At 73.1% G+C, this 24,470-nt stretch carries 27 protein-coding genes and 1 pseudogene; 17 read left to right on the forward strand and 11 right to left on the reverse strand.

Annotation, left to right across the window (positions count from 1 at the left end; translation table 11 throughout):
• The 3 genes from KV381_RS23795 to KV381_RS23805 all read left to right on the forward strand — a co-directional run bounded on the left by KV381_RS23795 (nucleotide 1) and on the right by KV381_RS23805 (nucleotide 3,408).
• Nucleotides 1-1,200 (forward strand): adenylate/guanylate cyclase domain-containing protein, encoded by a 1,200-nt coding sequence (locus tag KV381_RS23795; protein ID WP_030086858.1) that lies wholly within the window; start codon nucleotides 1-3, stop codon nucleotides 1,198-1,200.
• A 127-nt stretch (nucleotides 1,201-1,327) separates the two neighbouring features.
• Nucleotides 1,328-2,140 (forward strand): enoyl-CoA hydratase/isomerase family protein, encoded by an 813-nt coding sequence (locus tag KV381_RS23800; RefSeq protein ID WP_218786170.1) that lies wholly within the window; start codon nucleotides 1,328-1,330, stop codon nucleotides 2,138-2,140.
• 113 nt (nucleotides 2,141-2,253) lie between these two features.
• On the forward strand, nucleotides 2,254-3,408 hold the full coding sequence (locus KV381_RS23805; protein ID WP_030086860.1) for a diguanylate cyclase domain-containing protein: 1,155 nt from the start codon (nucleotides 2,254-2,256) through the stop codon (nucleotides 3,406-3,408).
• Nucleotides 3,409-3,438: 30 nt separating this feature from the next.
• On the opposite strand, the gene KV381_RS23810 is transcribed toward KV381_RS23805, so the two are convergent.
• Nucleotides 3,439-4,176 (reverse strand): translation initiation factor IF-2, encoded by a 738-nt coding sequence (locus tag KV381_RS23810; protein ID WP_103536738.1) that lies wholly within the window; start codon nucleotides 4,174-4,176, stop codon nucleotides 3,439-3,441.
• Between the two features lie 122 nt (nucleotides 4,177-4,298).
• Here KV381_RS23810 and hutH point away from each other — a divergent pair, with 122 nt between their 5' ends.
• The gene (hutH, locus tag KV381_RS23815) at nucleotides 4,299-5,849 is read left to right on the forward strand and encodes a histidine ammonia-lyase (RefSeq protein ID WP_030086862.1); all 1,551 of its coding nucleotides are present in this window, start codon (nucleotides 4,299-4,301) and stop codon (nucleotides 5,847-5,849) included.
• Nucleotides 5,850-5,921: 72 nt separating this feature from the next.
• Here the strand turns inward: hutH and KV381_RS23820 are convergent, their stop codons facing one another.
• Nucleotides 5,922-6,236: a hypothetical protein gene (locus tag KV381_RS23820; RefSeq protein ID WP_193463426.1), complete on the reverse strand. Its 315-nt coding sequence runs from the start codon at nucleotides 6,234-6,236 to the stop codon at nucleotides 5,922-5,924.
• 108 nt (nucleotides 6,237-6,344) lie between these two features.
• On the opposite strand from KV381_RS23820, the gene KV381_RS23825 reads away from it, so the two are divergent.
• The 3 genes and pseudogenes from KV381_RS23825 to KV381_RS23835 form a co-directional block, all read left to right on the forward strand.
• Nucleotides 6,345-6,794: a hypothetical protein gene (locus tag KV381_RS23825; RefSeq protein WP_230543719.1), complete on the forward strand. Its 450-nt coding sequence runs from the start codon at nucleotides 6,345-6,347 to the stop codon at nucleotides 6,792-6,794.
• A 235-nt stretch (nucleotides 6,795-7,029) separates the two neighbouring features.
• Nucleotides 7,030-8,298 carry an Ig-like domain-containing protein gene (locus KV381_RS23830; protein ID WP_032787315.1) on the forward strand — a complete coding sequence of 423 codons (1,269 nt, stop codon included), beginning with the start codon at nucleotides 7,030-7,032 and terminating at the stop codon, nucleotides 8,296-8,298.
• 195 nt (nucleotides 8,299-8,493) lie between these two features.
• Nucleotides 8,494-8,850: pseudogene (locus tag KV381_RS23835) on the forward strand (DUF1330 domain-containing protein); the annotation flags it as partial.
• A 95-nt stretch (nucleotides 8,851-8,945) separates the two neighbouring features.
• Here KV381_RS23835 and KV381_RS23840 read toward each other — a convergent pair.
• Complete coding sequence (locus KV381_RS23840; protein ID WP_103536739.1) at nucleotides 8,946-9,398, reverse strand: RDD family protein; 453 nt, start codon at nucleotides 9,396-9,398, stop codon at nucleotides 8,946-8,948.
• Between the two features lie 510 nt (nucleotides 9,399-9,908).
• Between KV381_RS23840 and KV381_RS23845 the strand changes: the two genes are divergently transcribed.
• From KV381_RS23845 to KV381_RS23855, 3 genes are all read left to right on the forward strand, one after another.
• Nucleotides 9,909-10,079: a hypothetical protein gene (locus KV381_RS23845; RefSeq protein ID WP_167396301.1), complete on the forward strand. Its 171-nt coding sequence runs from the start codon at nucleotides 9,909-9,911 to the stop codon at nucleotides 10,077-10,079.
• 351 nt (nucleotides 10,080-10,430) lie between these two features.
• The gene (gdhA, locus tag KV381_RS23850) at nucleotides 10,431-11,819 is read left to right on the forward strand and encodes an NADP-specific glutamate dehydrogenase (protein ID WP_218786174.1); all 1,389 of its coding nucleotides are present in this window, start codon (nucleotides 10,431-10,433) and stop codon (nucleotides 11,817-11,819) included.
• A 153-nt stretch (nucleotides 11,820-11,972) separates the two neighbouring features.
• Nucleotides 11,973-12,146, forward strand: a complete 174-nt coding sequence (locus KV381_RS23855) for a hypothetical protein (protein WP_181007880.1) — start codon at nucleotides 11,973-11,975, stop codon at nucleotides 12,144-12,146.
• 17 nt (nucleotides 12,147-12,163) lie between these two features.
• Here the strand turns inward: KV381_RS23855 and KV381_RS23860 are convergent, their stop codons facing one another.
• Nucleotides 12,164-12,574: a YrdB family protein gene (locus tag KV381_RS23860; RefSeq protein ID WP_193463428.1), complete on the reverse strand. Its 411-nt coding sequence runs from the start codon at nucleotides 12,572-12,574 to the stop codon at nucleotides 12,164-12,166.
• Nucleotides 12,575-12,751: 177 nt separating this feature from the next.
• Here KV381_RS23860 and KV381_RS23865 point away from each other — a divergent pair, with 177 nt between their 5' ends.
• Nucleotides 12,752-13,228, forward strand: a complete 477-nt coding sequence (locus KV381_RS23865; RefSeq protein ID WP_218786176.1) for a helix-turn-helix domain-containing protein — start codon at nucleotides 12,752-12,754, stop codon at nucleotides 13,226-13,228.
• Between the two features lie 126 nt (nucleotides 13,229-13,354).
• Here KV381_RS23865 and KV381_RS23870 read toward each other — a convergent pair whose 3' ends face one another.
• Nucleotides 13,355-14,272 (reverse strand): alpha/beta fold hydrolase, encoded by a 918-nt coding sequence (locus KV381_RS23870; protein WP_218786178.1) that lies wholly within the window; start codon nucleotides 14,270-14,272, stop codon nucleotides 13,355-13,357.
• A gap of 106 nt (nucleotides 14,273-14,378) precedes the next feature.
• Here KV381_RS23870 and KV381_RS23875 point away from each other — a divergent pair, with 106 nt between their 5' ends.
• Nucleotides 14,379-15,083, forward strand: coding sequence for a TetR/AcrR family transcriptional regulator (locus tag KV381_RS23875; RefSeq protein ID WP_030630497.1), 705 nt, complete (start codon nucleotides 14,379-14,381; stop codon nucleotides 15,081-15,083).
• Between the two features lie 125 nt (nucleotides 15,084-15,208).
• On the opposite strand, the gene msrA is transcribed toward KV381_RS23875, so the two are convergent.
• Both msrA and KV381_RS23885 read right to left on the reverse strand, forming a co-directional pair.
• Entirely contained in the window at nucleotides 15,209-15,874 is a 666-nt protein-coding gene (gene msrA, locus KV381_RS23880; protein ID WP_218786180.1) for a peptide-methionine (S)-S-oxide reductase MsrA, read from the reverse strand.
• Between the two features lie 179 nt (nucleotides 15,875-16,053).
• Nucleotides 16,054-17,157, reverse strand: a complete 1,104-nt coding sequence (locus KV381_RS23885; RefSeq protein ID WP_030086884.1) for a hypothetical protein — start codon at nucleotides 17,155-17,157, stop codon at nucleotides 16,054-16,056.
• 66 nt (nucleotides 17,158-17,223) lie between these two features.
• On the opposite strand from KV381_RS23885, the gene KV381_RS23890 reads away from it, so the two are divergent.
• Complete coding sequence (locus KV381_RS23890) at nucleotides 17,224-18,369, forward strand: cystathionine gamma-synthase (protein WP_218786182.1); 1,146 nt, start codon at nucleotides 17,224-17,226, stop codon at nucleotides 18,367-18,369.
• A gap of 104 nt (nucleotides 18,370-18,473) precedes the next feature.
• Here the strand turns inward: KV381_RS23890 and KV381_RS23895 are convergent, their stop codons facing one another.
• From KV381_RS23895 to KV381_RS23905, 4 genes are all read right to left on the reverse strand, one after another.
• Nucleotides 18,474-18,671 (reverse strand): DUF1059 domain-containing protein, encoded by a 198-nt coding sequence (locus KV381_RS23895; protein ID WP_030086886.1) that lies wholly within the window; start codon nucleotides 18,669-18,671, stop codon nucleotides 18,474-18,476.
• Between the two features lie 70 nt (nucleotides 18,672-18,741).
• Entirely contained in the window at nucleotides 18,742-18,999 is a 258-nt protein-coding gene (locus KV381_RS36665; protein ID WP_256995141.1) for a hypothetical protein, read from the reverse strand.
• The gene (locus KV381_RS23900; RefSeq protein WP_256995142.1) at nucleotides 18,996-19,472 is read right to left on the reverse strand and encodes a sigma factor-like helix-turn-helix DNA-binding protein; all 477 of its coding nucleotides are present in this window, start codon (nucleotides 19,470-19,472) and stop codon (nucleotides 18,996-18,998) included. The genes KV381_RS36665 and KV381_RS23900 overlap by 4 nt, the downstream gene beginning before the upstream one ends.
• Nucleotides 19,473-19,546: 74 nt before the next feature.
• Nucleotides 19,547-20,077, reverse strand: a complete 531-nt coding sequence (locus tag KV381_RS23905) for a MarR family winged helix-turn-helix transcriptional regulator (RefSeq protein ID WP_030086889.1) — start codon at nucleotides 20,075-20,077, stop codon at nucleotides 19,547-19,549.
• A 158-nt stretch (nucleotides 20,078-20,235) separates the two neighbouring features.
• Here KV381_RS23905 and ilvA point away from each other — a divergent pair, with 158 nt between their 5' ends.
• From ilvA to KV381_RS23925, 4 genes are all read left to right on the forward strand, one after another.
• The gene (ilvA, locus tag KV381_RS23910; protein ID WP_218786184.1) at nucleotides 20,236-21,465 is read left to right on the forward strand and encodes a threonine ammonia-lyase; all 1,230 of its coding nucleotides are present in this window, start codon (nucleotides 20,236-20,238) and stop codon (nucleotides 21,463-21,465) included.
• Nucleotides 21,466-21,591: 126 nt separating this feature from the next.
• The gene (locus KV381_RS23915) at nucleotides 21,592-22,563 is read left to right on the forward strand and encodes an ATP-binding cassette domain-containing protein (protein WP_086779136.1); all 972 of its coding nucleotides are present in this window, start codon (nucleotides 21,592-21,594) and stop codon (nucleotides 22,561-22,563) included.
• A complete protein-coding gene (locus KV381_RS23920; protein WP_030086895.1) occupies nucleotides 22,560-23,426 on the forward strand; it encodes an ABC transporter permease in 867 nt (288 codons plus the stop codon). Before KV381_RS23915 ends, KV381_RS23920 begins: the two co-directional genes overlap by 4 nt.
• 138 nt (nucleotides 23,427-23,564) lie before the next feature.
• Nucleotides 23,565-24,392: a DUF899 family protein gene (locus KV381_RS23925; protein WP_218786186.1), complete on the forward strand. Its 828-nt coding sequence runs from the start codon at nucleotides 23,565-23,567 to the stop codon at nucleotides 24,390-24,392.
• The last annotated feature ends 78 nt before the right edge of the window (nucleotides 24,393-24,470 follow it).

Genomic DNA, 24,470 nt, shown 5'->3' on the forward strand with positions numbered 1-24,470 from the left:
GTGACCGTCGGCGACACGACGTCCGGCGCGGGTGAGGAGCCCGGGCCGGACTCCTCGGTCCACGCCACACCCCACCACGAGGTCGACCACACGGTGGAACCGACCGACGACCCCCTCGCCATCCGCCTCGAAGCGCTGATCCTGGGGGCCGACCGGCGCTACACGCCCTTCCAGGCGGCCCGTACCGCCGGGGTCTCCATGGACCTGGCCTCCCGCTTCTGGCGGGCCATGGGCTTCGCCGACATCGGCCAGGCCAAGGCGCTCACCGAGGCCGATGTGCTCGCCCTGCGGCGGCTCGCCGGTCTCGTCGAGGCCGGGCTGCTCAGCGAGCCGATGGCGATCCAGGTCGCCCGTTCCACCGGGCAGACCACCGCCCGGCTGGCCGAATGGCAGATCGACTCGTTCCTGGAGGGTCTGACCGAGCCGCCCGAGCCCGGCATGACCCGCACCGAGGTCACGTATCCGCTGGTCGAGCTGTTGCTCCCGGAGCTCCAGGAGTTCCTCGTCTACGTGTGGCGGCGCCAGCTGGCCGCCGCCACCGGCCGGGTCGTGCAGGCCGCGGACGACGAGGAGATGGTCGACCGGCGGCTCGCCGTCGGCTTCGCGGACCTGGTCGGCTTCACCCGGCTGACCCGGCGCCTGGAGGAGGAGGAGCTCGGCGAGCTGGTCGAGTCCTTCGAGACGACCGCCGCCGACCTGGTCGCCGCGCACGGCGGCCGGCTCATCAAGACCCTCGGCGACGAGGTGCTCTTCGCCGCCGACGACGCGGGCACGGCCGCCGAGATAGCGCTCCGGCTGATCGAGGCGATGTCCCAGGACGAGACGATGCCCGCCCTGCGCGTCGGCATCGCCTTCGGCACGGTCACCACCCGGATGGGCGATGTCTTCGGCACCACGGTGAACCTCGCCAGCCGGCTCACCTCGATAGCTCCGAAGGACGCCGTCCTGGTCGACGGGGCGTTCGCCAAGGAGCTGGTCCGGCACGGCGAGGCCCCGGAGTCCGAGGCGCAGGCCGCCGAGGCCGTCGCGGCCGCCGCCGAACGGGCCCGGCTCGCCGAGAAGGAAGGCCGCGAGCCCGCCGACGAGCCGCCGCTGCCCACGTACCGCTTCGGTCTCCAGCCGATGTGGCAGCGTCCGGTGCGCGGGCTCGGCGTGGTGGAGCCGTGGCTGCTGGCCCGCCGGGGCAAGACCGGCTCCTGAGAGATGTCCGACACCCCTGGGGCCCGTCGGTCACGGCTTCGCCCTGTCGGCGGCCCGGCGGTCCTGTCTAGGATTCCTGCCGGGTAACGCTCGTTAACGGGCGCCGTCGACCGACAGGGGTGCAGTCATGACCGTCACGTCCGAGCAGCGGTACGGGGAGTTCGTCGTCGTACGCCGGCACGAGGGACAGGACCACGTCGCCGAGCTGGTCCTCGACCGGCCGAAGGCCATGAACGCCGTCTCCACCGACATGGCCCGGTCCATCGCCGCCGCCTGCGAGGCGCTCGGCGCCGACCGGGACGTCCGGGTCACCGTCCTCACCTCCAGCCACGAGCGGGCCTTCTGCGTCGGCGCGGACCTCAAGGAGCGCAACTCCTTCTCCGACGCCGACCTCGTACGCCAGCGGCCCACCGCCCGCGCCGCCTACACCGGGGTCCTGGAGCTGCCGATGCCGGTGATCGCCGCCGTGCACGGCTTCGCCCTCGGCGGCGGTTTCGAACTCGCCCTCGCCTGCGATGTGATCGTCGCCGACGCCACCGCCGTGGTCGGACTGCCCGAGGTGTCCGTGGGCGTCATCCCGGGCGGCGGCGGTACGCAGCTGCTGCCGCGCCGGGTGGGTGCGGCGCGCGCCGCCGAGCTGGTGTTCAGCGCCCGCCGCGTCGAGGCCGCCGAGGCGCGCGAACTGGGCCTGGTGGACGAGCTGGTCGAGGCGGGCCGGGACCGCGCGGAGGCCCTCGCGCTGGGCGGCCGGATCGCCGCCAACTCGCCGGTCGGGCTGCGCGCGGCCAAGAAGGCGCTCCGGCTGGGCCACGGCCTCGATCTGCGGGCGGGCCTGGAGGTCGAGGACGCGGCCTGGCGGTCGGTGGCCTTCTCGGGGGACCGGGCGGAGGGCGTGGCCGCGTTCAACGAGAAGCGGCGCCCCGACTGGCCCGGCGAGTGACGACGCGCGTGCCTCACACAGAGTGAGCGCGATGCGAAGAAATAGTTGAAATTAGTTACGCATCAAGCTGATCAAGCCGCTCAAAAGGGGACAAATCTACATAAACTAAAGAAATGGGTGGTGACGATGTGCGGCTGCGGGCCGTGGTTTCGCTGGCGCAGACCATGGCCGCGGCCTACACGCCGCGGGAGTCGTGGCGGGCGGCGGCGCTGGGCGCCTGCGAGGCGCTGAGCGGCAGTTTCGCCGCGCTCTCCGTGTGGGAGCGGGACCGGGGCAGGCTGCGGGTGCTGGTGAACGCGGGTCAACGGGCCGAGGGGGAGGAGGAGTTCCCCGAGGAGGAGGCCTACCCGGTCCACGAGTTCCCGGAGATCACCGAGTTCCTGCACGAGCGGTGGGCCGGCGGCGGCGAGCCCGACGCCTGGGTGGAGACCGCCGACGGGCTGCCCGGCGCGGGCGGACCGGCGCGCGGCGCCCGCCCGTACTGCCACCAGCGGGTCGCCGCGCTCCGGCGGCGCGGCCGGGGCTGCTGCGTGGTCGCGCCGATCGTGCTGCACGGCCGGGCATGGGGCGAGCTGTATGTGGCGCGGCCGGCCGGACAGCCCGTCTTCGACCGGGCCGACGCGGACTTCGCGACCGTGCTCGCCGCCGTCGTCGCCTCCGGGATCGCTCAGACCGAGCGCCTGGAGGAGGTCCGCAAACTGGCCTTCACCGACCCGCTGACCGGTCTCGCCAACCGGCGCGCGGTCGACATCCGGCTCGACGAGGCGATCGAGCTGCACCGCGTCGACGACACCGTCGTCAGCCTCGTCGTCTGCGACCTCAACGGCCTCAAGGCGGTGAACGACACCCACGGCCACGCCGTCGGCGACCGTCTGCTGGAACGTTTCGGCTCGGTGCTGTCGCTGTGCGGGGCGATGCTGCCCCAGGCGCTGGCCGCCCGGCTCGGCGGCGACGAGTTCTGTCTGCTCGCGGCCGGGCCCCCGGCGGACGCGGTGGTCGGCGTGGCCACCGAACTCTGCGACCGGGCGGCGGTGATCGAGCTGGGCGACGGGGTCGCCTGCGGGGTCGCGTCGACCGGCGATCCGATCGGCCCGGTGCGCTCGGCCCGGCGGCTGTTCCGGCTCGCGGACGCCGCCCAGTACCGGGCCAAGGCGGCGCGCTCGCTGGGGCCCGTGGTGGCCGGGCGGGACGGCGAGGTCATCCGGCTCGCGGACTCGCCGCCGAAGTCCGCGCACGACCGGCGCAGGCTGCGCGGCAACCGGCCGTGAACCGGCTGTGCGTGGTGGCGGCGCCAGGTCTCAGTGCGGCGGCGGCATCGGGGTCAGGGCGTTGCCGATGGTGCAGCCGCCCTCTCCGGGCATCCGCTGGATCCGGGACGGCACCCAGACCTCGGTGGAGCCGGGGCGCACATGGCCGAGGAGGCAGTCCTGCGGGTCGTAGCCGTTGCCCCGCACCGACAGCAGAACGCCGACCCGGCCGCCGTCGGCCTTCACCTCAGTGCGGATCGCCTCGTCCAGGTCCAGTGCGGCGACCGCGCGCCGGATCTCCGCCACGTCCACCCGGCCGCCCTCCGGCACCCGCGGCAGCTTCGCGCGCAGCTCCTCGTACGGCAGCGGGGGCGGTTCCGGCGGCGGGGCGAAGGTGGGCCGGGGGCCGTCCGGGCAGTCCACGTCACGCGGGACCTCGCGCCACTCCGACTTCGGCGACACCCGTATCGCGAAACAGCGCCGCACGGTGACCGGATCGGGGTCGAACATCTCGTTGTACGCCGAGCCGGACGTCCGGACGGTCACCTCGACGCCGTCCCCGTCGTGGGTCGATGCGCCCTTCACCCGCAGCACCTCCACCCCGTCGATGCCGGAAGCGGCGTACCCGACCTCCTCCGCCGTCCGCGGACGCTGACTGTGCAGCCGCTCGCCCGCGCTCCTGGCCACGTCCCGCGCCGCGTCCGCCGCCTCACCCTCGGAGGAGCGGAGCGCTCCGCAGCCGGAGACGGCGAGCAGCAACAGCGGGGCGAGCAGCAGGAGTCGGCGCATGCGTGCAGCCTCCACGGATCATGCGCGGCGGGCAACCCGTTCAGGCGCTCGGGCCGCCTCGTAAGGGGCCCTGCTCGGTACCACTAGTGACATGAAGGCTTTCAATCCGTACGCTGCTGAATATGGATATGCACACTGTTGTGGTGGGGACGTCCGGAACCACCGCCGAGGACGTCGTCGCCGTGGCCCGCCACGGCGCCCGGGTCGAACTCTCCGCCGCCGCCGTGGAAGCCCTGGCCGCCTCCCGTCTCATCGTGGACGCGCTCGCCGCCAAGCCCGAGCCGGTCTACGGCGTCTCCACCGGCTTCGGCGCGCTCGCCAGCCGCCACATCAGCCCCGAGCTGCGGGCGCAGCTCCAGCGCAACATCGTCCGCTCCCACGCGGCCGGCATGGGCCCCCGCGTCGAGCGCGAGGTGGTCCGCGCGCTGATGTTCCTCCGGCTGAAGACGGTCGCCTCCGGTCACACCGGCGTACGCCCCGAGGTGGCCCGGACCATGGCCGACGTGCTGAACGCGGGCATCACGCCCGTCGTCCACGAGTACGGCTCGCTCGGCTGCTCCGGTGACCTCGCGCCCCTCTCGCACTGCGCGCTCACCCTGATGGGCGAGGGCGAAGCGGAGGGCCCCGACGGCACGGTCCGCCCGGCGGGCGAGCTGCTCGCCGCGCACGGCATCGCCCCGGTCGAGCTGCGCGAGAAGGAGGGCCTGGCCCTCCTCAACGGCACCGACGGCATGCTCGGCATGCTCGTCATGGCCCTCGCCGACCTGAAGAACCTCTACACCTCGGCCGACATCACCGCCGCCCTCTCCCTGGAGGCGCTGCTCGGCACGGACAAGGTCCTCGCCCCCGAACTGCACGCCATCCGCCCGCACCCCGGTCAGGGCGTCAGCGCGGACAACATGCTGCGGGTGCTGGCGGGTTCGGGACTGACGGGTCATCATCAGGACGACGCGCCCCGGGTCCAGGACGCCTACTCGGTGCGCTGCGCACCCCAGGTCAACGGCGCGGGCCGCGACACCCTTGATTACGCGGCCGTCGTCGCCGGGCGCGAACTGGCCTCCTCCGTCGACAATCCGGTGGTCCTGCCCGACGGCCGGGTCGAGTCCAACGGCAACTTCCACGGCGCGCCCGTCGCGTACGTCCTCGACTTCCTCGCGATCGTCGCCGCCGACCTCGGCTCCATCTGCGAACGCCGCACCGACCGGCTGCTCGACAAGAGCCGCTCGCACGGCCTGCCGCCGTTCCTCGCGGACGACGCCGGGGTCGACTCCGGTCTGATGATCGCCCAGTACACCCAGGCCGCCCTGGTCAGCGAGATGAAGCGGCTGGCCGTTCCCGCCTCCGCCGACTCGATCCCGTCCTCCGCGATGCAGGAGGACCACGTCTCCATGGGCTGGTCCGCCGCCCGCAAGCTCCGTACCGCCGTGGACAACCTGGCCCGGATCGTCGCCGTCGAGCTGTACGCGGCGACCCGCGCCGTGGAGATCCGCGCCGCCGAAGGTCTCGTCCCCGCCCCCGCCTCGCAGGCCGCCGTGGCCGCGCTGCGGGCCGCCGGAGCCGAGGGCCCGGGCCCGGACCGCTTCCTCGCGCCGGACCTGGCCGCCGCCGACACGTTCGTACGCGAAGGGCGCCTGGTCGCGGCCGTGGAGCCGGTCACCGGACCGCTGGCCTGAGCCGCCCCCGTACGTACGTAAGAGGGCTGCCGCACCAGTCCGGAGCGGCAGCCCTTCGTCGTACGTCCGGGATCAGAGCGCCGGGCGCGCACCCGCCACGGAGCGGCGGACCGAGTAGGTGACGAAGGCGGTGCCGAGGCCCAACAGGGCGGTGCCGCCGACGAGATACGGGGTGGTCTCCGGGCCGGCACCGGTGTCGGCGAGGCGCGCGTCCGAGGCGTCGTCAGCGGCGCCGACGGCCGCGCGGCCGGCCGGGGCGGCCGGTGCGGACTGCGGGCGGTTCTCCCCGGTGTCCCCGGTCGCGTTGGCCGACGGGACGAACCAGAGAGCGGCCAGCAGCGTGCCTGCGGCGGTGGCGGTCAGCAGTGTGCGACGAGCGACGGACACAGATTCGATCCCCTTGCGACAACCATGAGTTAGCCCCGTGGGCCGATGCTAAGCAAAGCAGCGGGTCGGTGGAAAGTCGCGGCCTCGCCGAGCCTTACGCTCCGGCCTATGAGCACAGAAGAGACATCCAGGTTTGTTCGACTTCGCGTGGAGATGGTGCTGGAGGTCACGGACCTCGACGCCCTGACCGGCACCGCCCTCGAATCCATCGCCGCCGAGTACGGGGACCCCGTCGCGGCGGTCGCCGGCACCGACACCGCCGAGGAGCGGATGCATGCCGAGGCCACGGTCCGGGCAGACGGTGCTGAGGCCCTCGCCTCCCTGGTCGACCCGTTCGACCTGGTCAGCGAGGTGCCCGGGGTCGAACTCGCCCAGGCCTCCTGGAGCAGCGAGTCCATCGAGTACGACCCCGACGCGGAGGGCTGGGACGAGGCGGACGACGGTGACGAGGGCCTCTTCCTGCCGCAGGACGAGGGCGACGAGGAGGGGTACGGCGACGCGGTCGCGCACAATGGGAAGAACGACGGCGAGGACGGTGACCCCGCGCAGCGGGTGTGACGTGTGAGAACACCGGCCCCGGCCCCGCTCACCCGCGGACCGGGGCCGCGCCGTGCGGCGACGGAAACCGGGGCCCGATCGCGGGAACCACCGCCCGCGGGGCCGCGTCGATGAGTGGTGTTCCCCACATCTGTCGTGGATGCGGAACGGAGCACCCGTTCCGGGTGTTCTTGGAACATTGACGGGGAATAGCCGCCTGGCGGCCCCGTCCGGGGATTTTGGGGAATCGGCAACGATGGAGAAGCGTGTGATGACGGACAGCAAGCGGCGCAGGGGCCTCGTGGCCGTGTCCGCACTGCTCGGCGGCGTGCTGGTGCTTTCGGCCTGTACCGACGACGGCGACAAGGGCGGAAAGACGAGCGCCGGGAGTTCGGAGTCGTCGCAGCAGGAGGTGGACAAGGCGGCAGCCGAGGACGCCTCCGAGGCGCAGATAGCGATCAAGCCGAAGAACGGCGCCACCAACGCCAGCATCAACAACGCGGCCCAGGTCACCGTCGCCAAGGGCAAGCTCACCGAGGTCGTCATGACCACGGCCGACGGCACCCCGGTCGAGGGCACGCTGGCGGCCGACGGGTCCAGCTGGAAGCCCGCGGGTCAGCTGGAGCGCTCCACCACGTACAAGATCGACGCCACGGCGGAGGACTCGAAGGGCCGCAAGGCGCACGAGAACAGCTCCTTCACCACCGTCTCGCCCGACAACAGCTTCATCGGGAACTTCACCCCCGAGGACGGCTCCACGGTCGGCGTCGGGATGCCCGTATCGATCAACTTCAACAAGGCGATCACGGACAAGAAGGCCGTCCAGGACGGCATCACCGTGACCTCCAGCAGCGGCCAGGAGGTCGTCGGCCACTGGTTCAACGGCCAGCGCCTGGACTTCCGCCCGCAGGACTACTGGCAGGGCGGCTCCACCGTCACCCTGAAGCTGGCGCTGGACGGCGTCGAGGGTGCGGACGGCGTCTACGGCGTCCAGCAGAAGACCGTCACCTTCAAGATCGGCCGTAACCAGGTCTCCACCGTCGACGCGAAGACCAAGCAGATGACGGTCACCCGCGACGGCAAGACCATCAAGACGATCCCGATCTCCGCGGGCTCCCCCGACAACCCCACGTACAACGGTCAGATGGTGATCTCCGAGAAGCACAAGGAGACCCGGATGAACGGCGCCACCGTCGGCTTCACCGATGACGACGGCAAGGGCGAGTACGACATCAAGGACGTGCCGCACGCCATGCGGCTGTCCACGTCGGGCACCTTCATCCACGGCAACTACTGGGGCAAGGGCATCTTCGGCAACGCCAACACCAGCCACGGCTGTGTGGGCCTCGCCGACGTGAAGGGCGCGAACGACCCCAACGCGCCGGGCGCCTGGTTCTACGACAACTCGATCGTCGGCGACGTGGTCATCGTCCAGAACTCCCCGGACAAGACCATCACCCCGGACAACGGCCTCAACGGCTGGAACATGAGCTGGGCCGAGTGGACGGCCGGCTCCCAGGCCTGACCCCCGCTCCTCCGCACCACCCCCGTCCCCGCCCGAAGGCGGCGGCCCCGGAACACTCCGGGGCCGCCGCCTTCGGCGTTGGCGGGCCAGGCATGACCTCCGGGGTAATCGACGCCCTCCGCCCGGCCCGGCAGCATCGTGGGTGTCCCGGAGACTGCCCGGGAACCGCCCCGACGCCACCACGGAGGACCGGCCATGACCGCGTACGCCATCGCCCACCTGCACCCCGCCGACGGCCCCGTCCAGGACGAGGTGCTGAGCTACATCGAGCGGATCCAGGCCACCATGAGGCCTTACGGGGGCCGCTTCCTGGTGCACGGCGCCGAGGTGGAGGTGGTGGAGGGGGCCTGGCCCGGTGCGGTGGTGATCATCGGCTTCCCGGGGGTCGAGGAGGCCCGCGCCTGGTACGCCTCGCCCGCGTACCGGGAGATCCTGCCGCTGCGTACCCGGCATCTCGGCGGTGACGTGATCATCGTTCCGGGCGTCGGCCCGGAGTACGACGCGTCGGCCACCGCGGCGGCGATGCGGGCGGCGCGGGAGCGTACGGCCGGGGAGCGTACGGCCGGGGGCCGTGCGGCGCAGGACCGTACGGAGCAGGACGGCACGGCGCAGGACCGTACGGCGCAGGAGGCCGAAGGCGACCCGGCTCAGTCCGTACGCTCCTCCGCCACCGCCGCCCGGTAGCTCCGCAGGTCGCTGCGGAGGACCTGGCGCACCCCCGCGAGGTCCTCGTGGCCCTCTGCGGGGCGGCCACCGGGCCGCTCCGGGCCGCTGGGCGACGCAGGGCCCCGGAGCCGGTGCCAGGGCTGGAGCGGCAGCCAGAGGAGCCCGTACAGCCAGCGCAGCACCAGCCGGCGGAACTCCGGCCGGCCCGCGTCGGGCAGCCGGATCACCCGGACGCCCATGATCAGCTTTCCGGCGCTCGCCCGGACCGCCAGCGTCAGCAGCACCTGGTTGGCGAACGACAGCACGACGAGCTGGACCACCAGCAGAGCGGCCGCGTGCCCCGCCCCGCCGGAATGCAGACAGGACCGCACCAGCAGGCCCACCGCCAGCAGGCACAGGTAGGCGTCGAGCCCGACCGCCAGATAGCGCCGCATGTCACCCGTGCCCTTGGGGACGCGCGGCCGCCCCCGGGGCGCCGGGGCGGGATACACGGAGGCGCGGGCGTACGCCGGGTACGCGGCCCGTGGAACCGCCTGCCCGTACGGCGCCGGGGGCGGTGCGGGGGGCGGTTCCGGACGGGACAGCGCGGGGCCGCTCCCGGCCCGGCGCACTCCGTACAGCGCCCGTAACTCGTCAGGAGGCTGCCCTCTCCGACGCCCCCGCGGCTTCGTCATGGGGGCATCATGACTGATCGTCAGGCGGGGTGTCCCTGTTCCTGACGGGTAACTCCCACGGCCCCGCGTTGTTTCACCGGACCCTTACGGTTGGCGGCCCCCGGGCGCACGAAAGGGGCGTTCCCGGCCGCACGGACACGTCGTTCCCGGCCGGCCGGCGATGGCGGGGGTGTAGCCCGCTCCACCCCCGATACGGGGGTGCTCTCCCTCCCCGCGGCGCGCCCCGGCCGACAGACTCGGAGCATCACCGACCACGGAGGCATCGCCGTCATGAAGTCCCTGCTCTGGCTCGTCCTGTCCGCCGCACTCGCCGCCAACGTCTTCCTGAGTCTCGCCGTCGAGGAGAGCGGCCTCCAGATCGCCCTGAGCGTCGCCGCGGGCGTCACCGCGATCGCCTCCGGGATCGGGCTCTGGATGCTGCGCGACCCACAGGAGAGCTGAAGCGGGATGTGATGTTCGTCACTCAAAGGTTCGCTGCCGGGGCGGCGGCCCGGGCCTGCGTGCTCCGCCCGTGACAGCGGTTCGGCGGGCGGCCCAGAGCCCGGCGGAGCACTCCGGACGCTGATCAAAACGCCTGATCATGGTCAATATGTGGATGGTCCTCGAAGATCATCGGGCCGCACTGGAGAATCGGACCGTACGACGGTCCTGCGTATCGCCCGGCCGGGCGACGGCCGCGCGGTCCTCCCGAGCGGGAGTCCGCGGGCCTCCGGCGGGGGAGGCGGACCGGTGGCGCCCTCCGGGACGGGGGCGCCGACGCGCACGAGCCCGACCACGGAAGGTCAGAATCAGATGCCGGTCATCCCCGACTCGCCCGACTCCGCCCGCACGCACGACGCCGCGGCCCGCGTCATTGAGCCGCTCTACGCCGAGATCCTGCGCCGCAACCAGGGTGAGCAGGAGTTCCACCAGGCGGTCCGCGAGGTCCTGGAGACGCTCGGGCCGGTGCTGACCCGGCGGCCCGAGTTCGTCGACGCGCGCATCATCGAGCGGATATGCGAGCCCGAGCGCCAGCTGATCTTCCGGGTGCCGTGGTCGGACGACTCCGGCGACATCCACGTCAACCGCGGCTTCCGGGTGGAGTTCTCCAGCTCGCTCGGCCCCTACAAGGGCGGCCTGCGCTTCCACCCCTCGGTCAACCTCGGCATCGTGAAGTTCCTCGGCTTCGAGCAGATCTTCAAGAACGCCCTCACCGGCATGCCCATCGGCGGCGGCAAGGGCGGCGCGGACTTCGACCCCAAGGGCCGCTCCGACGCCGAGATCATGCGGTTCTGCCAGTCCTTCATGACCGAACTCCACCGCCACCTGGGGGAGTACACCGACGTCCCCGCCGGTGACATCGGCGTCGGCGGCCGCGAGATCGGCTACCTCTTCGGCCAGTACAAGCGGATCACCAACCGCTACGAGTCCGGCGTCCTCACCGGCAAGGGCCTCGGCTGGGGCGGCGCACAGGCCCGCACGGAGGCCACCGGCTACGGCACGGTCCTGTTCACCGCCGAGATGCTGCGCAGCCGGGGCGAGTCGCTGGAGGGCCAGACCGTCGCGGTCTCCGGCTCCGGCAACGTCGCCATCTACGCCGTGGAGAAGGCCCAGCAGCTCGGCGCGACCGTGGTGACCTGCTCGGACTCCGGCGGCTACGTCGTCGACGAGAAGGGCATCGACCTCGCCCTCCTCAAGGAGATCAAGGAGACCGGCCGGGGCCGGGTCTCGGAGTACGCCGAACGACGCGGCGCCCACGCCCGGTTCGTGCCCGGTACGGGGGTGTGGTCGGTCCCCGTGGACGTGGCCCTGCCCTGCGCCACGCAGAACGAACTGCACGAGGCGGACGCGCTGGACCTCGTGCGCAACGGGGTCAAGGCGGTCGCGGAGGGCGCCAACATGCCCACCACCCCGGAGGCGGTACGGGCCTTCCAGGAGGCGGGCGTCGCCTTCGCCCCCGGCAAGGCGGCCAACGCGGGCGGGGTCGCGACGAGCGCGCTGGAGATGCAGCAGAACGCGTCCCGGGACTCGTGGTCCTTCGCCCACACCGAGGAGCGGCTCGCCGAGATCATGCGGCACATCCACGACTCCTGCTACACGACCGCCGAGCGGTACGGCAGCCCCGGCAACTACGTGGTGGGCGCGAACATCGCGGGCTTCGAGCTGGTCGCGGACGCGATGCTGGCGCAGGGTCTGATCTGACCGTACGCGGCGAGGCGTCGGTGCCGGTGGGGGTGTCGCCGGCACCGCCACCCCGCGTGGGCGAGGCCGCCAGGTGTGGTCTCCCCCGCGCGGGGGAGCGGGTTGGCTCGCGCGGGGGATTCCTCGGCGTGCCTGCTCCGCGAGGGTGGAGTCATGACGCTGAAGATCCTTCACCGACCCCCGTCCGCCGATGACACCGAGCGGCCCGTTCCCCGCTGGGCGATGCGCCTGGCCTACGCGTTACCGCTGTTACTGCTGCCGGCCGCCTGGATACCGCTCATCGGCGGCAGACGCGTCCGGCCGATGGCGGCCGTCGTCCCCGGATGAGCCCCGGAAGGAGTCGTTCACGCGGGCGGGCGGCGGCGGTAGTACTCCGCGCAGCCCGTGTTCAGGACCAGGACGACGGCGAACACCCCGGCCGCCACCGGGTGCCCCACCCCGTACAGCGCCGCCGCACCACCGCCGAGGACCAGTGCCTTCACCGCCAGCACCCCCGCGAGCGGGGGCCTGAACCGGGCGCGGGGCGCGGCGAACAGCCCCCACAGGGTCACGGCCGCAGCCGGCGCCCCGAGACCGAGCAGCACCGATACGAGGGCTCCGTCCACGGCGGTGAAGCCCCACCAGGCGAGGCAGCCGATCGCCGCGAGCTCCAGCAGGAAGGCGAGGACTTCGTTGGCGGCGAACCAGGGGTGCTGCCGGAGAGCCTGTGGATCGTGGTGCCCCGCACGCCCCGCGGCCTGCCGTTCTCGCCTCATCCTGACCCCCTGAAGAGAACCCGCTGTCGGTCGGGACGATAGCCCGGGCGTGACCACGACGGCCGTCCTTTCCCTTCGGAACCGGTGGCCTGTCACGCGACTTCGCCGTCAGCAGATCCGCCGGGAGCGCAACGCCCGGCCCGTGTCGGGGCGGTGCCGCGCTCCTAGGCTGGGACGGTGAGCATCCGAGCGACGAACCAGGCCGACGTGATCCCTCTGCGCCCGCTCCCGACGGCGGCGCCTCCGGCGATCCCCGCGACACCGGAGCTGCCGGGCCTGCCCCGGGAACCGCTCTGGCGTGACCTCGTCGGAGAGGTGCTGCGCCGTGAACGGCAGGCGCAGGGACGGACGTTGAAGGAGGTGTCCGAGGCGGCCCGGATCTCCATGGCGTACCTCTCCGAGGTGGAGCGCGGCCGCAAGGAGGCCTCCTCCGAGGTGCTGGCCGCCGCGGCCCAGGCGCTCGGCCTGAGCCTCGCGGACGTTCTGGCGCTGGCCGGAGAGCGGCTGGTCAGCCTCACGGCGGTGCGGTCCCGGTCCCGGTCCGGGGTCGGGTCGCTGGGGGCGGCGGGCGGTCACCGGTCGGTGCGGACGGCGGGCCCGGCTCGTCGGGGCGGCCCGGCGGGCCCGATGGGCGGCGTGCTGCTGGCGGCCTGACCCGAGGGGGCGTGAGGGGGTGTTACGCGTGCGGTCGCCCGGGCACCTCGGAGGGGCGTTGCGTGCGGTCGCCCGGGCACCTCGGAGGGGTATTGCGCGCGGTCGCTCCGCACGCGGGAGGGCACGTTACGGCCGGTCGTGGTCACCCCGGGGTGCCCGGTCCGCGAGGGCTCGTACCTCGGCGGCGACGGCGGCGTGCCGTTCGCGCGGGATGTCGTGGCCGACGCCCGGCTGGAGGACGAGCCGGGCGTCGCGGATCGCGGCGGCGGTGGCCCGGCCGGCCGAGGGCTTGAGCAGCGGGTCGTCCGTGCCGTGCAACACCAGTGTGGGGAGGCGCAGTTCGGACAGGTCCGGGCCGTGCCAGGGGGCGCCGATCTGGCGGGACTGGGCGTCCGGGTCGGCGATACCGGTGTCCACGTCGGCGGTGATCCGCGCCAGGGCCTCCGCCTCGTCGAACGGGTAGCCGGGCGAGGCGCAGAGCCGTGCCACCGCGAGCCCGGCCGCGATGCGCCCCGCCCGGTCCCGGGCGGGCTTGATGCGGGCGAACTTCGCGAGCGTGCCGAGCCGTAGGTGGCGGAAGGCGCCCAGCCCGCCGACATCGCTGGGCAGCGCGGCGGACGAGGTGAGCGTGCGCACCCGGTCCGGGTGGCGCAGGGCCACGCGCTGGGCGACGACCCCGCCCAGCGAGTGCCCGAAGAGGTGCGCCGACTCCCAGCCGAGCGCGTCCAGGACGGCGACCGCGTCGTCGGCCATGTCCTCGGCGGTGTAGGCCGCGCCGCGGCCGGCGGCCAGGGCGGCGAAGGGGTTGCCCCGGGAGGCGGGCTTCGGCAGCCGGGTGGACTCGCCCGCGTCCCGCTGGTCGTAGCGGGCGACGGCGAACCCGGCGTCGGCGAAGGCCGCGCACAGCTCCCCGGGCCACCAGTGCCGGGAGACCGCAAGGCCCATCACCAGGAGCAGCGGCTCACCGTCCGCGCCCTCCTGGAGCCGGTCGTGGGCGAGCTCGACCGCACCGTTGCGGGCGAAGCGGCGTTCGGTCCAGGTCATGACGGGCTCCTTCGGCGCCGAGCGGAAAATACTGCGAACGGCGTTCGCGGTATTAGACTACAGCGAGTCCAGCAGTCCGGAACGACCGAGGGGGAAGGTGCGGACCGTGGCCGACCGCGAGACCCGGCAGACGACCGTCTGGTCACGCCCCGCGCGGGGCGCGCGCGGACCCGCACCCGAGCGGAGCCGTGCCGAGATCACGACGGCCGCCCTCGCCCTCGCCGACGCGGAGGGCCTGACCGCCGTGTCGATGCGCGCGCTCGCGCAGCGGCTGGGCACGGGGCCCGCCTCGCTCTACCGCTACGTGGGGAGCCGGGACGAGCTGCTGGACCTCATGGCGGACGCGGTCGCGGCCGAGCTGGACCTCTCCGCGGACCCCTCCGGCGACTGGCTGGACGATCTCGTCGGCCTGGCCCGCCAGTCCAAGGCCGCGCACGTCCGGCACCCGTGGCTGGCCGATCTGAACGACCGGCGCGGCGAGGTGCTGGGCCCGCACGCGATCGACTACCTCGACCACGCGCTCCGGATCCTGGCCCCCGCGCCAGGCACCCCCGGCCAGAAGCTGGAGGCCATCGGCCTGCTCGGCGGCCTGGCCACGCTCTTCGCCCGCCGGGAGGCCCTCGCGGTGGACACCGAGACCCCGCCCGCCCGGGCGGCCCACCTGGCCGCGGTCGCCGCCGAGGGCCGCCATCCGCACCTGCTCGCCGCCCTCACCGCGGCGGGCGCCCCGCCCACGGCCGGGCCCGACGACCGGGACGCCCTCTTCGTACGGCTGCTGCGGCGGGTGCTTCCGGCGATGCTGACCGGCTGAGCCAGGACGCGGGACGCAGGGCACCACAGGACGCGGGGCCCGGGCGAGCGGCCCCGCGACTCCCGCGGGCCCGCGACTCCCGCGCCCGGGAGACTCCTGCGTCCGGGAGACTCCTGTGGGCCGGCTCAGCCCTCGGCCGGGGCAACGCCGATCGGGCAGGAGACGCCCGTACCACCGATGCCGCAGTAGCCGCCCGGGTTCTTGTCCAGGTACTGCTGGTGGTACGCCTCCGCCGGCCAGAACGGGCGGCCGTCGGCCGGGAGGATCTCCGTGGTGATCTCCTTGTGGCCCGAGGCCGTCAGGACCTTCTGGTACGCCTCACGGGACGCGGCGGCGGCCGCCGCCTGGGCGGGGGAGTGGGTGTAGATCGCGGAGCGGTACTGGGTGCCCACGTCGTTGCCCTGGCGGAAGCCCTGGGTCGGGTTGTGCGACTCCCAGAACAGCCTCAGCAGTTCCTCGTACGACACGACGGCCGGGTCGAAGACGACGCGTACCGCCTCCGTGTGGCCGGTCAGTCCCGAACAGGCCTCCTCGTACGTCGGGTTCTCCGTGTAGCCGCCCTGGTAGCCGACGAGCGTCGTCCAGACGCCCTCGGTCTGCCAGAACTTCCGCTCCGCGCCCCAGAAGCAGCCCAGCGCGAAGTCCGCCACCTCCAGGCCCTCGGGATACGGGCCCACCAGCGGGTTGCCGAGGACCGTGTGGCGGGAGGGGACGGTGAACTCGGGGACGGGGCGGCCGCGGAGGGCCTGCTCCGGGGTGGGGAGCACGGGGGTGCGGTGGTTCAGGAACATGCGGGGCTCCTCCGGGGGTCGGTTTTCGGTACCTACAACAAGGGAGCGGCCGCCGGGATTCCGGGCACCGGCGCTCACCCCGTGCCCCGGTCCCGCCCGCGCCGAGCCGTGAAGCCGTACCGCCGCACGTGAAGCCGTACCGCACATGAAGCCGTGAAGCCGTGCAGCGTACGGAGATATCAGTGCGGCAGCGTCGCCGGGCTGCCGCCGTTCGCCTCGTACCCCGCGACCGCCAGCGCCCGGTAGACCGTGTACTGCGCGGCCGGGTCCGGGCCCGCCGTCCACGGCAGCGCGCCCACGTGCCCGTCGATCCGGACCAGCTGGTGCATCGCCTCCGACCAGCGCTCCATGTGCACGAGGAACAGCACCAGGAGGTGGCGTACGTGGGCCAGCATCGGGTCGTCCGGACGCGCCGCGTGCACCGCGAACATCGCGCCCTCGACCGCCTTGGTCACCACCTGGCCCCGGTAGAAGCTCTGCACCAGGTTGACCTCCGGCAGATGCTCGTACACCGCGAACAGCGGCAGCGCCGCCAGCAGCGAACCCTGCGGGGCGCGGGCGGCGGCGGCCGTGGCGAACGCGTCGGCGTCCTTGCGCGAGCCGTGCCACTTCTCGCAGTGGAAGTGCAGCGCCGCGATGTGCGCGCCCATGTGCGCCGGAGCCCGGTCGATGATCTTCGCCCAGAGCTGGTCGAACTGCTCGGGGGTGTAGTTCAGGCCCCGGGCCACCGCCAGCTCCACGATGTACGGAACGGGGTCGCCCGGCGCGAGCAGGGCCGCCTCGCCGCAGACCGTACGGGCCTCCTCCAGGATGATCCGGAAGTCGTCGCTGCCCGCGGCCGAGGACCGCCAGGCCTGCTGCACCAGGAACTCCGCGTGCACCGCTGCCCCGCCCGCGTCCTTCGGCGACTCCGCGCGCCAGGTCCGCAGCCACGCGCCGCCCACGCCGGGACGCTGCGCCAGCTCCAGCGAGGCCGCGCCCGCGAAGGCCTGGATCCGCTGCCAGCGCACCTCGCCCTCCTTCGGCGTCCCGGCCAGCAGCTGGGAGGCCGCGCGCCAGTCCTGGGTGCCCTGGACGACGTCGAGCACGTCCAGGAGATCCTGGTCGGGGCCCGGCATCCGGACGTCCAGCTCCTCCTGGCGGGCGAAGCCGTACGTGTCCGGGTCGGCGGCGTCCGGCGCACCGGGTTCGACCTGGCGGATACCGCCCCGGCGACGCATGACCCAGGGGCCGACGATCGCCGCGAGCATGCACATCGCGAGCAGGAACAACAGAATCTCCATGGCCCCATTGTCCCCGGAGCGGCGAGTGGCCGGTAAGGGCCCTCTCCACGAACTACGCTCGGCCCCATGAGCGACCAGCACAGCTTCGAAACCCTCGCCATCCACGCGGGGAACACCGCCGACCCCCTCACCGGCGCGGTGGTACCGCCGATCTACCAGGTGTCCACGTACAAGCAGGACGGCGTGGGCGGACTGCGCGGCGGATACGAGTACAGCCGCAGCGCCAACCCGACCCGCACCGCCCTGGAGGAGAACCTCGCGGCCCTCGAAGGCGGCCGTCGCGGTCTCGCCTTCGCCTCCGGCCTCGCCGCCGAGGACTGCCTCCTGCGTACGCTGCTGACCCCCGGCGACCACGTGGTCATCCCGAACGACGCCTACGGCGGCACGTTCCGGCTGTTCGCGAAGGTCGCCGCGCGGTGGGGCGTGGAGTTCTCCGTGGCCGACACCTCGGACGTGGCGTCCGTACGGGCCGAGATCACCCCGCGCACCAAGGCGATCTGGGTGGAGACCCCGTCCAACCCGCTGCTCGGCATCACCGACATCGCCGCCGTGGCCCAGGTCGCCCGGCAGGCCGGGGCCCGCCTCGTCGTCGACAACACCTTCGCCTCGCCTTACCTCCAGCAGCCCCTCGCGCTCGGCGCGGACGTCGTCGTGCACTCCACCACCAAGTACATGGGCGGCCACTCCGACGTCGTCGGCGGCGCGCTCGTCGTGACCGACCCGGAACTCGCCGACGAGCTGGCGTTCCACCAGAACGCCATGGGCGCGGTCTCCGGCCCCTTCGACGCCTGGCTCGTGCTGCGCGGCATCAAGACGCTGGCCGTCCGCATGGACCGGCACACCGAGAACGCCACCAAGGTCGCCGACCTGCTGACCCGGCACCCCAAGGTCTCCCAGGTCCTCTACCCGGGCCTGCCCGAGCACCCCGGCCACGAGGTCGCCGCCAAGCAGATGAAGGCCTTCGGCGGCATGGTGTCCTTCCGCGTCGCGGGCGGCGAGGAGGCGGCGGTCGAGGTCTGCAACCGGGCGAAGCTCTTCACGCTCGGCGAGTCCCTCGGCGGCGTGGAGTCGCTGATCGAGCACCCGGGCCGGATGACGCACGCCTCGGTCGCGGGCTCCCTGCTGGAGGTCCCGGCCGACCTGGTCCGGATCTCCGTCGGCATCGAGAACGGCGACGACCTGATCGCCGACCTCACGCAGGCGCTGGGCTGATCCGGCAGGAGCGACAGCGGTGACACGAGGGGCGCCCGCCGGTGACGGCAGGCGCCCTTCGCGTTCGGACATTCAGATGTTCCGGCGTTCAGACGTTCCGGCGTTCAGGTGCTCACCTTCTCGTCCGCGTCCTCCAGCATGCCCCTGATCTGCTCGCGCAGTTCGGGGCTGTTCTCGTGTCCGTGGACCGACGCGGCGTGCTCGCTCGCGGCCCGGACGACCTCGTCCTCCTCACCGACGATGGTGAGGGTGCAGTTCATCTCGCTCGGATACTTACGGCAGTCCGCCGTCTTCCTGGTCATCACGGCCTCCTCGGCTCGTACGACGACCGACCACTCCAGCGTAGGCCTCCCGCGCCGGGGGCCCAACGGCTCACCAGCCCTCCAACGGTGGAGTGACCTGGGCGGGCTCGGTCGCCCACGGCTGCTCGACGCCGGCCCAGACGAGGAACGCGGCGAGCGCCAGGCCCAGCAGCCAGGCCGCCGTCCGGACCGCCGCCCGGCGCAGCCGCAGCCGCCGTCCACCGTGCCGGACCGCCCGCGCGGCCAGGTCCGGCGGCAGGGCCGGATGCGGGCCGTCCAGCATCCGGCGGACCTGCTCCTCGCGCGGATCGCGGCGCCCCGCGCTCACGGCGTCACCCCGGCCGCCCCGCGCCGGGGCCCGCCCGACCGCAGCGCCGCCACCGCGCGGGCGCACACGGCGCGGACCCGGTCGGCCGGCAGTCCGAGCAGCGCCGCCGTCTGGTCCTCGCCGACCTCCTCGTACATCCGCAGGACCAGCACCAGCCGTTCGATCGGGGTCAGCCGGTCCAGCAGACCGCCGCGCGGCCGCTGGTGGCGCCGGGCCTCCCGGGCGAACCGGAGGGCCAGCTCCCGGCGGGCCAGGTCGTAGGGGTCGCCGCCGTGCAGCCGGTCCCAGCCGGCGTAGGTACGGGTGAGCGCCGCGTGCAGCAGCCGCTCGGCCCGTACGTACGCGCCCGGCGGTTCGGCCGGTTCACCGGTGAGCAGCGTCGCCGTGTGCAGCAGGCGTCCGCCCGCGCCCGCCACGAAGGCCTCGAACTCCAGGGCGCGGAGCCGGTCCCGGTGGGTCGCCCGCTCTGCCATGGACCACATACGAGCCCCGGTGCACCGCCCCGGTCAAGAGCCCGGACGCGGCCGGTGCGCGCGGTCCGGGGCCGTCAGTCGGACTGCGGCGGCTGGTGCGCGGCCTGCCGGGCGGCCAGCGAGCCGTTGAACCGGGTGAGCAGGGTGCAGAAGATGTCCCGCTCCTCCTCCGACCAGCCGTCCGTCACCTGGGACATCAGCTCGCGCCGCGAGGCGCGGACCTCGTTCAGCCGGGCCTGGCCGCGCGGCGACAGCTGGAGCACCACGGCCCGGCCGTCCTCGGGGTGCGAGGTGCGCTTGACCAGCCCGGTGTCGACGAGCGGCGCGACCTGCCGTGTCACTGTCGAGGAGTCGATACCCATCCCGGCCGCCAGCGCTTTGACGCCCATCGGACCTTCCCGGTCAAGACGGTTCAGCAGCAGGTACGCCGCCCGGTCCATCGAGTTGCGGACCTGGCCGACACCGCCGAGGCGGGTCTGCTCGGCACGGCGGGCGAAGACCGCCACCTGGTGCTGGAGCGCGTCCAGCAGGCGGTCGGGGCCCGGGTGTTCGGGGGCGGCGCCCCCGGAAGGAGACGCAGCAGTCGTCATGTCCTGAGGGGGCATGGCCGGGGGCTCTCTTCAGTGCGGGGTCGGATGGGTGGGGGACAGAGTACGCGGCCCCGGGGCAACGCGTACCAGTGCCGCACAAACCTGCGGACACCACCGCAGGCCGCCATGAGACAAGTCTGCCGCGTGCTCCGCGAGCTGCAAGACTTGCGGACATGAGCTTCCGCGCGACCGCCCACCACCCGGCCCTGATCCTCGACGACGTCCGGGGCGCGCAGAAAATGCTGTCCGGGGTGGCCCGGGTGACCGCCCTGGAGGGCAGCCGGCATCTGACCGAGCTGGTCGGCGCCCCGGTCCACCTCAAGTGCGAGAACCTCCAGCGCACCGGCTCCTTCAAACTGCGCGGCGCCTACGTCCGGATCTCCGGCCTCACCCCGGTGGAGCGGGCGGCCGGGGTCGTCGCCGCCAGCGCCGGGAACCACGCCCAGGGCGTCGCGCTCGCCTCCTCGCTCCTCGGCGTACGCTCCACGGTCTTCATGCCCGTGGGGGCGCCGCTGCCCAAGGTCGCCGCGACCCGGGAGTACGGGGCCGAGGTGCGGCTGCACGGCCAGGTCGTCGACGAGACCCTCGCCGCCGCCGAGCGGTACGCGGAGGAGACCGGCGCGGTCTTCATCCACCCCTTCGACCACCCCGACATCATCGCGGGCCAGGGCACCGTCGGGCTGGAGATCCTGGAGCAGTGCCCGGAGGTCCGCACGATCGTCCTCGGCATCGGCGGCGGCGGGTTCGCCGCGGGCGTCGCCGTCGCGGTGAAGGCCCTGCGCCCCGACGTCCGGATCGTCGGCGTCCAGGCCGAGGGCGCCGCCTGCTACCCGCCCTCGCTGGCCGTCGGGCACCCCGTCTCGCTCGACTCCCCGGCCACGATGGCCGACGGCATCAAGGTGGGCCGGCCCGGCGACGTACCGTACCGGCTGGTCGAGGAGCTGGTCGACGAGGTCCGCACGGTCACCGAGGACGAACTGTCCAGCGCGCTGCTGCTCTGCCTGGAGCGGGCCAAGCTGGTCGTGGAACCGGCCGGGGCCAGCCCGGTGGCCGCGCTGCTCGGCGACCCGAAGGCGTTCCGGGGACCGGTGGTGGCGGTGCTGTCCGGCGGCAACGTGGACCCGCTGCTGATGCAGCGCATCCTGCGGCACGGGATGTCCGCGGCGGGCCGCTATCTGAGCCTGCGGCTGCGGCTCACCGACCGCCCGGGGGCGCTGGCCGCCCTGCTGGCCGCGCTGACCGTGGCCGACGCCAACGTCCTCGACATCAGCCATGTACGCACCGACCCGCGCCTGGGGCTGACCGAGGCGGAGGTCGACCTGCGTCTGGAGACGAAGGGCCCGCAGCACTGCGCCGAGGTCGAGGCGGCACTGCGGGCGGCGGGCTACCGCGTGATGAGCTGACCGTCCGCTTCGCGCCGATTGGCCGGATCCCGTTATTCGCCGCGCGGTGGAGCCCCGCGAATCCTAGGATCGCGAAGAGAGGCCACGTACAGGTGCGGTCAGCCGCGACGACGGGGGAGTTCTTCCATGCCAGGTGCGATCCACGCCGAAGGTCTGGTGAAGACCTTCGGCGACGTACGAGCCCTCGACGGCGTCGATCTCGACGTCCCCGAAGGCACCGTCCTCGGACTGCTCGGGCCCAACGGCGCGGGCAAGACCACCGCCGTACGGGTGCTGACCACGCTGCTGCGCCCGGACAGCGGCACGGCCGTCGTGGCCGGGATCGACGTCCTGAAGAAGCCCAACGAGGTACGCCGCTCGATCGGGCTCTCCGGACAGTTCGCCGCGGTCGACGAGTATCTGACCGGCCGCGAGAACCTCCAGATGGTCGGGCAGCTCTATCAGCTGAGCGCCCGGGACGCGAAGGCCCGCGCGGCCGTTCTGCTGGACCGGTTCAACCTCTCCGACGCCGCCGACCGCACCGCCAAGACGTACTCCGGCGGTATGCGCCGGCGGCTCGACCTCGCGGCGGCGCTCGTCGTCTCGCCGCCCGTGATGTTCATGGACGAGCCGACCACCGGCCTCGACCCGCGCAACCGGCAGCAGCTCTGGGACGTGATCGAGGACCTGGTGGCGGGCGGTACGACCCTGCTGCTGACCACGCAGTATCTGGAGGAGGCCGACCGCCTCGCGAACGACATCTGCGTCATCGACCACGGCAAGGTCATCGCGCGCGGCACCTCCGACGAGCTGAAGGCCCGCACCGGCGGCGAGCGCGTCGAGGTCGTCGTGCACCGCCCCGACGAGATCGAGCCCGCCCGGAGCGTGCTGACCGCCCTCGGCAAGGGCGAGGTCACCGTCGTCCGGCTCTCCCGGAAGCTGACCGTCCCGGTGAGCGGCGGGGCCAAGCTGCTCGCCGAGATCATCCGCGACCTGGACGCCCGGGGTGTGGAGATCGACGACATCGCCCTGCGCAGGCCCACCCTGGACGACGTCTTCCTCTCCCTCACCGGCCACGCGGCCGAGGTCTCCGAGCAGAGCAAGGAGGACGCCCAGTGAGCGCGATCGCCAAGGACGAGGCCCCGGCGCTGCTTCCCCGCCCCTCCGGGGGTGTCACCCAGTCCGTGAAGGACTCCCTCGTCGTCGCGAAGCGGAATCTGATCCGGATGACCCGGATCCCCGAGATGGTGATCTTCGGGCTGATCCAGCCGATCATGTTCGTGGTGCTGTTCACCTACGTCTTCGGCGGCTCGATCAGCATCGGCGGCTCCACCGATCCGCAGCTGTACAAGGAGTTCCTGATGGCGGGCATTTTCGCCCAGACCGTCACCTTCGCCACCGCGGGCGCCGGCGCGGGCATCGCCGACGACATGCACAAGGGGCTCATCGACCGCTTCCGGTCGCTGCCGATGGCCCGGGGCGCGGTCCTCACCGGACGGACGCTCGCCGACCTCGTCCAGACCACCCTCACCCTCGTCGTGCTCGCGGGGGTCGCGCTGATCGTCGGCTGGCGCACCCACGAGAACATCGGCAAGGTGCTCTGCGGCTTCCTGCTGCTGCTCCTGCTCGGCTACGCGTTCTCCTGGATCGGGGCGCTGATCGGCCTGTCCGTGCGCACCCCGGAGGCGGCGACCTCCGGCGGGCTGATCTGGCTGTTCCCGCTGACGTTCATCTCGAACGCCTTCGTGCCGGTCACCGGCATGCCGACGTTCCTCCAGCACGTCGCCGAATGGAACCCCTTCAGCGCCACGGTGGCGGGGGCCCGTGAGCTCTTCGGCAACACCATGCCGAACATGCCGAAGTCCGTCACCGGGGCCTGGCCGATGGAGCACCCGATCCTCGCCTCGGTCATCTGGTCGGTGCTGATCATCGTGGTCTTCCGGACCCTCGCGGTCCGCAAGTACCGCTCGGCCGCCGCCTGACAGGCGCACCGGGGCTCCGCCCAGTAGCCGTGTGACAGCTGTTTCGGCAGCCGCGCGTCGGGCGGAGCGATGAGTTCCGGTGGCGGTGCGAGTCATGTCAGGGGGACGGGGGACGCCGCAGACACCACGGAGGACACCATGACCACCACCGCTCCCGACGGCCACGACCACGACCCGGCCTCCGAGCGGCCCGGCCGCCCGCCCGTCGTCGACCGGGCCACCTGGCAGGCGGCCAGGGACGAACTGCTGGTCCGCGAGAAGGCCCACACCCACCAGGGCGACGCGATCGCCGCGGCCCGCCGGCGGCTGCCGATGGTGGAGACCGACGGGACCGTCGAGGTCGTCGGAGCCGAGGGCCCGGTCCCGTTCCTGGACCTCTTCCAGGGCCGTGACGAGCTCGTCGTCTACCAGCACATGTGGTACGACGGCGCACCGCACCAGGGCCAGTGCGAGGGCTGCACCGACGCGGTCTGGCACATGAAGGACGCCGTCTACCTCAACGCCCGGGGCGTCTCGTTCGCCGTCCTGACCTCGGGGGCCTGGGAGGAGGTGGCCGCCTTCACCGCGTTCATGGGCTACACCCAGCCCTGGTATTCGGTGCGGGGCCTGGACGCGCCGATCGGCGGCGAGATGGGGCACCTCGCCTGCTTCCTGCGCGAGGGCGACCGGGTGTTCCTCACCTACTCCACGACGGGCCGCGGAATCGAGCCGGCCAACGGGTCCTTCGGGCTGCTCGACATGACGCCCTACGGCCGCGGCGAGGCGTGGGAGGACAACCCCGAGGGCCGGCCGGTGCTCGGCCGGGCCCGCGAGGGGTATCCGGGGGAGGGCGGGCCCTGCTGGTACTGGCGCACGGACGCGGACGCCACCGCCAGCTGGGGTCCGGCCAGCCGTCCCACCCCGCAGTGGACCCGCCCCGGCGCGACCCCGGAGAAGACCCTCGGCCGCACCGGCGACCACTCCTGACCTGCCGGGACGGACGCCCGCCCGCCTGGCCGAGCCGCGGCGCGACGACGCACGGGAGCCCCGGCCTCCCTGAGGCCG

Source organism: Streptomyces sp. WY228, assembly GCF_019287315.1.
In the GTDB taxonomy this organism is placed as follows: Bacteria; Actinomycetota; Actinomycetes; order Streptomycetales; family Streptomycetaceae; genus Streptomyces; species Streptomyces caviscabies.

Excerpts from the sequence above, each read along its gene's own strand:
- KV381_RS23800 (WP_218786170.1), top strand. The coding sequence starts at position 1,328 with ATGACCGTCACGTCCGAGCAGCGGTACGGGGAGTTCGTCGTCGTACGC.
- msrA (WP_218786180.1), bottom strand. The coding sequence starts at position 15,874 with ATGTTCCTGAACCACCGCACCCCCGTGCTCCCCACCCCGGAGCAGGCC.
- KV381_RS23845 (WP_167396301.1), top strand. The coding sequence starts at position 9,909 with ATGAAGTCCCTGCTCTGGCTCGTCCTGTCCGCCGCACTCGCCGCCAAC.
- KV381_RS23855 (WP_181007880.1), top strand. The coding sequence starts at position 11,973 with ATGACGCTGAAGATCCTTCACCGACCCCCGTCCGCCGATGACACCGAG.
- hutH (WP_030086862.1), top strand. The coding sequence starts at position 4,299 with ATGGATATGCACACTGTTGTGGTGGGGACGTCCGGAACCACCGCCGAG.
- KV381_RS23810 (WP_103536738.1), bottom strand. The coding sequence starts at position 4,176 with ATGCGCCGACTCCTGCTGCTCGCCCCGCTGTTGCTGCTCGCCGTCTCC.
- KV381_RS23925 (WP_218786186.1), top strand. The coding sequence starts at position 23,565 with ATGACCACCACCGCTCCCGACGGCCACGACCACGACCCGGCCTCCGAG.
- KV381_RS23900 (WP_256995142.1), bottom strand. The coding sequence starts at position 19,472 with ATGGCAGAGCGGGCGACCCACCGGGACCGGCTCCGCGCCCTGGAGTTC.
- KV381_RS23830 (WP_032787315.1), top strand. The coding sequence starts at position 7,030 with ATGGAGAAGCGTGTGATGACGGACAGCAAGCGGCGCAGGGGCCTCGTG.
- gdhA (WP_218786174.1), top strand. The coding sequence starts at position 10,431 with ATGCCGGTCATCCCCGACTCGCCCGACTCCGCCCGCACGCACGACGCC.
- KV381_RS23840 (WP_103536739.1), bottom strand. The coding sequence starts at position 9,398 with ATGCGGCGCTATCTGGCGGTCGGGCTCGACGCCTACCTGTGCCTGCTG.
- KV381_RS23890 (WP_218786182.1), top strand. The coding sequence starts at position 17,224 with ATGAGCGACCAGCACAGCTTCGAAACCCTCGCCATCCACGCGGGGAAC.
- KV381_RS23805 (WP_030086860.1), top strand. The coding sequence starts at position 2,254 with ATGGGTGGTGACGATGTGCGGCTGCGGGCCGTGGTTTCGCTGGCGCAG.
- KV381_RS23915 (WP_086779136.1), top strand. The coding sequence starts at position 21,592 with ATGCCAGGTGCGATCCACGCCGAAGGTCTGGTGAAGACCTTCGGCGAC.
- KV381_RS23825 (WP_230543719.1), top strand. The coding sequence starts at position 6,345 with ATGAGCACAGAAGAGACATCCAGGTTTGTTCGACTTCGCGTGGAGATG.
- KV381_RS23860 (WP_193463428.1), bottom strand. The coding sequence starts at position 12,574 with ATGAGGCGAGAACGGCAGGCCGCGGGGCGTGCGGGGCACCACGATCCA.
- KV381_RS23870 (WP_218786178.1), bottom strand. The coding sequence starts at position 14,272 with ATGACCTGGACCGAACGCCGCTTCGCCCGCAACGGTGCGGTCGAGCTC.
- KV381_RS23895 (WP_030086886.1), bottom strand. The coding sequence starts at position 18,671 with ATGACCAGGAAGACGGCGGACTGCCGTAAGTATCCGAGCGAGATGAAC.
- KV381_RS23905 (WP_030086889.1), bottom strand. The coding sequence starts at position 20,077 with ATGCCCCCTCAGGACATGACGACTGCTGCGTCTCCTTCCGGGGGCGCC.
- ilvA (WP_218786184.1), top strand. The coding sequence starts at position 20,236 with ATGAGCTTCCGCGCGACCGCCCACCACCCGGCCCTGATCCTCGACGAC.
- KV381_RS23885 (WP_030086884.1), bottom strand. The coding sequence starts at position 17,157 with ATGGAGATTCTGTTGTTCCTGCTCGCGATGTGCATGCTCGCGGCGATC.